This window comes from Burkholderia sp. Ac-20353, from assembly GCF_017104785.1.
Taxonomy (GTDB): Bacteria; Pseudomonadota; Gammaproteobacteria; order Burkholderiales; family Burkholderiaceae; genus Burkholderia.
In genome coordinates, this window is record NZ_JAAGPL010000306.1 from 1 (window position 1) to 6329 (window position 6329).

The 6329-nt window shown below is 67.5% G+C and carries 6 protein-coding genes; 5 read left to right on the forward strand and 1 reads right to left on the reverse strand.

The features are described from left to right. A partial coding sequence (locus G3N94_RS38670; protein WP_205799471.1) for a molybdopterin cofactor-binding domain-containing protein occupies window positions 1-463 on the forward strand: 463 nt, incomplete at its 5' end. 38 nt (window positions 464-501) lie between these two features. Here G3N94_RS38670 and G3N94_RS38675 read toward each other — a convergent pair. Then, entirely contained in the window at window positions 502-945 is a 444-nt protein-coding gene (locus G3N94_RS38675; protein WP_205799472.1) for a MarR family winged helix-turn-helix transcriptional regulator, read from the reverse strand. 436 nt (window positions 946-1381) lie between these two features. Here G3N94_RS38675 and G3N94_RS38680 point away from each other — a divergent pair, with 436 nt between their 5' ends. The 4 genes from G3N94_RS38680 to G3N94_RS38695 all read left to right on the forward strand — a co-directional run. Continuing rightward, window positions 1382-2689: an MFS transporter gene (locus G3N94_RS38680; RefSeq protein ID WP_205799473.1), complete on the forward strand. Its 1308-nt coding sequence runs from the start codon at window positions 1382-1384 to the stop codon at window positions 2687-2689. A 271-nt stretch (window positions 2690-2960) separates the two neighbouring features. After that, a complete protein-coding gene (locus G3N94_RS38685) occupies window positions 2961-4511 on the forward strand; it encodes an NCS1 family nucleobase:cation symporter-1 (protein WP_205799474.1) in 1551 nt (516 codons plus the stop codon). A gap of 22 nt (window positions 4512-4533) precedes the next feature. Then, window positions 4534-5262: an aspartate/glutamate racemase family protein gene (locus G3N94_RS38690; protein WP_205799475.1), complete on the forward strand. Its 729-nt coding sequence runs from the start codon at window positions 4534-4536 to the stop codon at window positions 5260-5262. Window positions 5263-5329: 67 nt separating this feature from the next. After that, the coding region (locus tag G3N94_RS38695) for a LysR family transcriptional regulator (RefSeq protein ID WP_205799476.1) at window positions 5330-6329 on the forward strand (1000 nt) is incomplete at its 3' end.

Below are 6329 nucleotides of genomic sequence, written 5' to 3' on the forward strand. Positions count from 1 at the left end.
TTGGATCGTCGACCTGAGCGTCGATCGCGTGACCGGCGAGATACGCATCGAACGCGTGACCGTCGGTCAGGACACCGGGACGATGATCAACCCGGACGGCGTGCGCCACCAGATCCACGGCAACGTGATCCAGGTGCTGAGCCGCACGCTGAAGGAGCGCGTGCGGTTCATCGACGGCAAGGTCGCGTCGCGCGAATGGGCGAGCTATCCGATCCTGACGTTCGCCGAAGTGCCGGCCGTCGACGTGGTGCTGATGCCGAGACAGGGAGAACCGCCGCTCGGCGCCGGTGAATCGGCGTCGGTGCCGGGGCCGGCCGCGGTCGCGAATGCGATCTGCGACGCGACGGGCGTGCGCTTCTACGCGCCGCCGTTCACGCCGGAAACGATCCGCGCCGGGTTGCGCGACGCGGGCCGGCTGCTCGCGGCCGCGCCGGACGAACGCGCAGCGGCGCATCGCGTGTGAGCAGCGACGGGCATCGCCGCCGACGACTGCCTGCGGTCTTACGCGTCGCCCTCTTCCATCATCTTGCGCAGCAGGAATTGCAATGCGACGCGTTCGCCGGGATTCAACGCGCCATACGTGCGCTCGGTCACCTGCCGTGCGAACGGCACGGTCCGCTCGATCAGCGCGAGGCCGGTCGCGGTCGCGCGCACGAGCAGCTTGCGGCCGTCGCTCGGGTCGGGCAGCACCTCGAGCAGCGCGCGCGCCTTCAACCGGTCGACGACCCCGCGGATCGTCGCCTGGTCGATCGCAGTCGCCTTGACGATGTCGTTCAGCGAACATGCCTGCTGCTCCTTGACCGCGCACAGCGTGACGAACTGCGCGGCCGTCAGATCCGAATCGGGGATCGCCTCCTGGAAGATTGCGGCATGGCGTTGATAGGCGCGTCGCAGCAAGTGCCCGATCTGGTCGTGAAAGTCGTAGGAATCCTTGGAAGCTGCCATGAAGATGAAGACCCGCGCGGCCTGGAACCGAAAGACAAACAGTGTACACCCTCGAATCGGCTGCATCGCGTGCCACGCGGGCCGTCCGTTGACGCGCGTCAGGGTCAGCCGCCGCCCGCGCTCGGGAGCGTTTGCGACGATCACGCGCATACGCCGCAATTTTGAGCGTATACGCACCATCTTCGTGCATTCACCCCGCCCTTGGCCAGCCGCCATAACCGCCGCTCATCGACCACAAAAACCCCATTGTCTTCATACCTTTATACGTCGAGTCGCGCGCCGGCCCGCTACTTCAAGCGTTCCGGATACGGCTCGCATTTTATAGTGTGTACGCTATTTAATTGGCGTGCTATACAGACTCCGGCGGGCGCCTGAAAACCACGCCCGCGTCGATCGGCACCCTACTCATCCGTCACATACGAACAGGGACAATCCCATGTCTACCGCACACCCGAGCGCAGCCGTTTCCCCCGACGACGCGCTGCACGGCAACCTGTACCGCAAGGTCACGGTGCGCCTGATCACGATGTTCTGCCTGTGCTATTTCGCGGCCTACCTGGACCGCATCAACATCGGCCTCGCGAAGCTGCAGATGCTCGATGCGCTGAAGTTCAGTGACGCCGTGTACGGCCTCGGCGCGGGCCTGTTCTTTGCCGGCTACATTTTGTTCGAAGTCCCGAGCAACCTGATCCTGCAGCGCGTCGGTGCGAAGCTGTGGATCGCACGGATCATGATCACGTGGGGGTTGCTGTCCGGCGCGACGATGTTCGTGCACACGCCGATGCAGTTCTACGTCGCGCGCTTCCTGCTCGGCGTTGCCGAAGCGGGCTTCCTGCCCGGCGTGCTGCTGTACCTGACGCAGTGGTATCCGGACGCGCGCCGCGCACGGATCGTCGCGCTGTTCATGGTCGGGCTGCCGCTGTCGAGCATGATCGGCAGCCCGATCTCCGGCTGGATCATGCGCGCGTTCGACGGCACGCACGGGCTCGGCGGCTGGCAGTGGCTGTTCCTGCTCGAGGCGTTGCCGTCGATCGCGCTCGGCTTCGTGGTGCTGCGCTGGCTGCCGAACAGCATCGAATCGGCACGATGGCTGAGCAATGGCGAGAAGCGCACGCTGCGCGCGAACCTCGACAGCGAACCGGCCGGCAACAAGAGCCACACGCTCGGCAAGGCCTTCAGCGAACCGAAGGTGTGGGCGCTCGGCATCATCGACCTGTGCGTGCTGCTCGGCCTCTACGCGGTCAGCTTCTGGCTGCCCAGCATCCTGCGCGACACCGGCGTGAAGGACGCTTATCACATCGGCTGGCTGATGGTAATCCCGAACGCCGCCGCCGTGATCGGCACGCTGTACTGCGGCGCCAGTTCGGACCGCGCGCGCGAGCGCCGCTGGCACATCGTCGTGCCGTTCCTCGTCGCGGCTGGCGCACTGGTCGCCGCGGCCGCCGCGCCGCACGGCACGGTCACGACCGTGCTGCTGTTTTCGCTGATCAATGCGGGCGCCGCGGCCGCTATGCCGGTCGTATGGGCGCTGCCGTCCACGTTCCTGCGCGGCTCGGCCGCGGCGGGCGGCATTGCGTTCGCGTGCTCGATCGCGAACCTCGGCGGCTTCGGCAGCACCTATTTCATCGGCTGGCTGCGCGACACGTTCCATTCGCAAAGCGCGGGCCTGTACGGTTTCGCCGCGTGCATGCTGGTCGGCTGCGCGCTCGCGCTCGCGTTTCCGGCAAAACTCGTGAATCGCTGACCGGCCGGCGCGAGCCGGCTTGCGCCTCAACATCGCTCGCAGCGGGCGGCATCGGCCGTTGTAATCCTTACAACGGCCGATGCCGCCCGCCAACCACGCAAAAACAGCGCGCTGACCACCGTCAATCCATTCATTTCCTGAATACCCGCCACCCGAATATTTAATTTCCCATCGCCCCGCACGCCGCACATACTCGCGAACGAATCCGACACATAACGTCCACGGCACCGGGCCGAAGCTGCGCACACAAGCGGCATGCCCGTGCCTCTACATGGAAGGAGACATCGGCGTGCAATTCGAAGCTACCCACCGCACGGGCGTCGCGCTCGCGGCGGACGACACCCTGCATCGACACGACACGGCCGCGCGCGATCCCGCGCTGAGCCCGCGACTGCACAACCCCGACCTCGCGCCGACCAAAGCGGAGGGCCGCACGTGGGGCCGCTACAGCATCTTTGCGCTGTGGACCAACGACGTGCACAACATCGCCAACTATTCATATGCGATCGGGCTGTTCGCGCTCGGCCTGTCGGGCTGGCAGATGCTCGCGGCGCTCGCGATCGGCGCGGTGCTCGTCTACTGCTTCATGAACCTGACCGGCTACATGGGCCAGAAGACCGGCGTGCCGTTTCCGGTGATCAGCCGGATGAGCTTCGGTATCTACGGTGCGCTGCTGCCCGCGATGATCCGCGCAGTGATCGCGATCGCTTGGTTCGGCATCCAGACCTATCTCGCATCGGTCGTGCTGCGCGTGCTGCTCACCGCGGTATGGCCGGGCCTCGCAGCCTTCGATCACGACGCGATCCTCGGCCTGTCGTCGCTCGGCTGGGTCACCTTCGTCGCGATCTGGCTGATCCAGCTGGGGATCCTCGCGTACGGGATGGAGATGGTCCGCAAGTACGAGGCGCTGGCCGGCCCGATCATCCTCGTCACGACGCTCGCGCTCGCCGCGTGGATGTACTCGCGCACCGGCGGGCACCTCGCGATGTCGATCGGCACGCCGTTGACCGGCTTCCGGATGTGGACGCAAGTGTTCGCGGGCGGCGCGCTGTGGCTCGCGATCTACGGCACGCTGGTGCTGAACTTCTGCGACTTCGCACGCTCGTCGCCAAGCGCGAAAACGGTGCGCGTCGGCAATTTCTGGGGCCTGCCCGTCAACATCCTCGTGTTCGCGGTGATCAGCTTCGTGCTCGCGGGCGCGCAGTTCCGCCTGAACGGCCAGGTGATCCACAGCCCGACCGAAATCATCGCGACGGTGCCGAACAAGCTGTTCCTCGTGCTCGGCTGCCTCGCGTTCCTGATCGTGACCGTCGCCGTGAACATCATGGCGAATTTCGTCGCACCCGCATTCGTGCTGACGAGCCTCGCACCGCACCGGCTCACGTTCCGCCGCGCGGGGCTGATCAGCGCGACGGCCGCCGTGCTGATCCTGCCGTGGAACCTGTACAACAGCCCGGTCGTGATCGTCTATTTCCTGTCGGGCCTCGGCGCGCTGCTCGGCCCGCTGTACGGGATCATCACCGTCGACTACTGGCTCGTACGCAAGACCCGCGTGAACGTGCCGGACCTTTACACCGAAGCGCCGACCGGCGCCTATTTCTACACGCGCGGCGTGAACCGCAAGGCGCTTGCGGCGCTCGTGCCGTCGGCCGCGATCTCGGTCACGCTCGCGCTCGTGCCCGCGTTCAGCGCGATGACGCCGTTCTCGTGGCTGCTCGGCGCCGGCATCGCGGGCGGTGTGTACTTCCTGATTTCAGACCGCAACAAGCATTACGAAGAGCGTTCCGGCGAGCACATCGCCGTCGACGGCACCCACCACTGAACGCCACGCACACGGAGCCCCCATGAAGATACTGGCAGTCAACGTCAACACGACCGAGTCGATCACGGAGGCGATCGCCGCGCAGGCGCAAGCCGCCGCATCGCCGGGCACGCAGATCGTCGGCCTGACGCCGCGCTTCGGCGCGGAATCGGTCGAGGGCAATTTCGAAAGCTATCTCGCGGCCGTCGCGGTGATGGATCGCGTGCTGAGCTATGACGAGCCGTACGATGCGGTGATCCAGGCCGGCTACGGCGAGCACGGCCGCGAAGGGCTGCAGGAGCTGCTGAGCGTGCCGGTGATCGACATCACCGAAGCGGCCGCCAGCGTTGCGATGCTGCTCGGGCATCGCTACTCGGTCGTCACGACGCTCGACCGCACGGTGCCGCTGATCGAGGATCGGCTGAAGCTCGCGGGGCTCGACAGCCGCTGCGCGTCGGTCCGCGCGAGCGGCCTCGCGGTGCTCGAGCTCGAACGCGATCCCGCGCGCGCGATCGACGCGATCGTGCGGCAGGCCGAGCAGGCGGTGAAGATTGATCACGCGGAGGTCATCTGCCTCGGCTGCGGCGGAATGGCGGGCCTCGACCGGCAAATCACCGAATGCACGGGCGTGCCCGTCGTCGACGGCGTGTCGGCCGCGGTCGCACTCGCCGAATCGCTCGTGCGCCTGAAGCTAACGACGTCGAAGGTGCGCACGTATGCGCCTCCGCGCGACAAGCGCATCATCGGCTGGCCGGGTGCGTTCGCGCGATGACACCACGCACGCCGACCGGCCGCTACCGGCCGCGCACCGGCATCGCGTCGCCGGGAATCGCTTCGCGATGCGGAACTCGCTAGGCCCGGCCGGCCCCGCCCCCGACGCGCACGACGCCGTGGACGCGATCGACACGCTCGACGCGCGGCTGATGCGGATCCTGCTCGTGCTGCTGACCGAGCGGACCGTGTCGCGCGCGGCGGTGCGGCTCAACATGTCGCAGCCGGCAACGAGCGCGGCACTGAAGCGGCTGCGCACGCTGCTCGCCGATCCGCTGCTCGTGCGCAGCCGCTACGGAATGGTGCCGACCGAGTTCGGCGCGCGGCTGATCGACCCGCTGCGCAACGCGCTGCGCGTGATCGACTTCATCCGCATCCAGCAGCCGAGGTTCGACGCGCGCACGTCGGTGCGCACCTACCGGATCGGCTGCCCCGACTACCTGAACGTGCTGTTCGTGCCGAAGCTCGTCGCGCTGTTCCGCGCACGCGCGCCGCACGCGCAGCTGGTCTTCCACCCGCTCGGCGACGGTTTCGACGCCGAGCGCGCGCTCGCCGACGGCGAGCTCGACATCGTGATCGACAACCGTCCCGCGCGCGCGTCGCGGTTCCGGCAGGACGACCTGTTCGACGACCGCGTCGTCTGCCTGATGCACGTCGCGCATCCGGTCGCGAAGCGCGGCCGGATCACGGCCGCCGAATACGCGCAGGCGCCGCAGCTGTGTCCGACGCCGTCGTGGCTCGAAGCGTCCGGCGCGATCGACCGGCAGCTCGAGCAGGTCGGCCTGCTGCGCAGGATCGTCGTCACGCTGCCGCATTTCGAACTGGCCGCGCATGCGCTCGTCCGCCCTGACCTGATCCTGACGACCACGGTCCGGCTCGCGCGGCACTACGCGAAGCTGCTCCCGCTCGCGATCGTCGCGCTGCCGGCCGACCCGCCCGATATCGTGTACCGGATGACGTGGAACGAAGCAGGCGCATGCGTCGACGGCGTGCGCTGGCTGCGCGCGCTGATCGCCGAGGCGACGCGCAGCTGGCTCGACGCCGACGCGGCGCGGACGGCCGTCACGG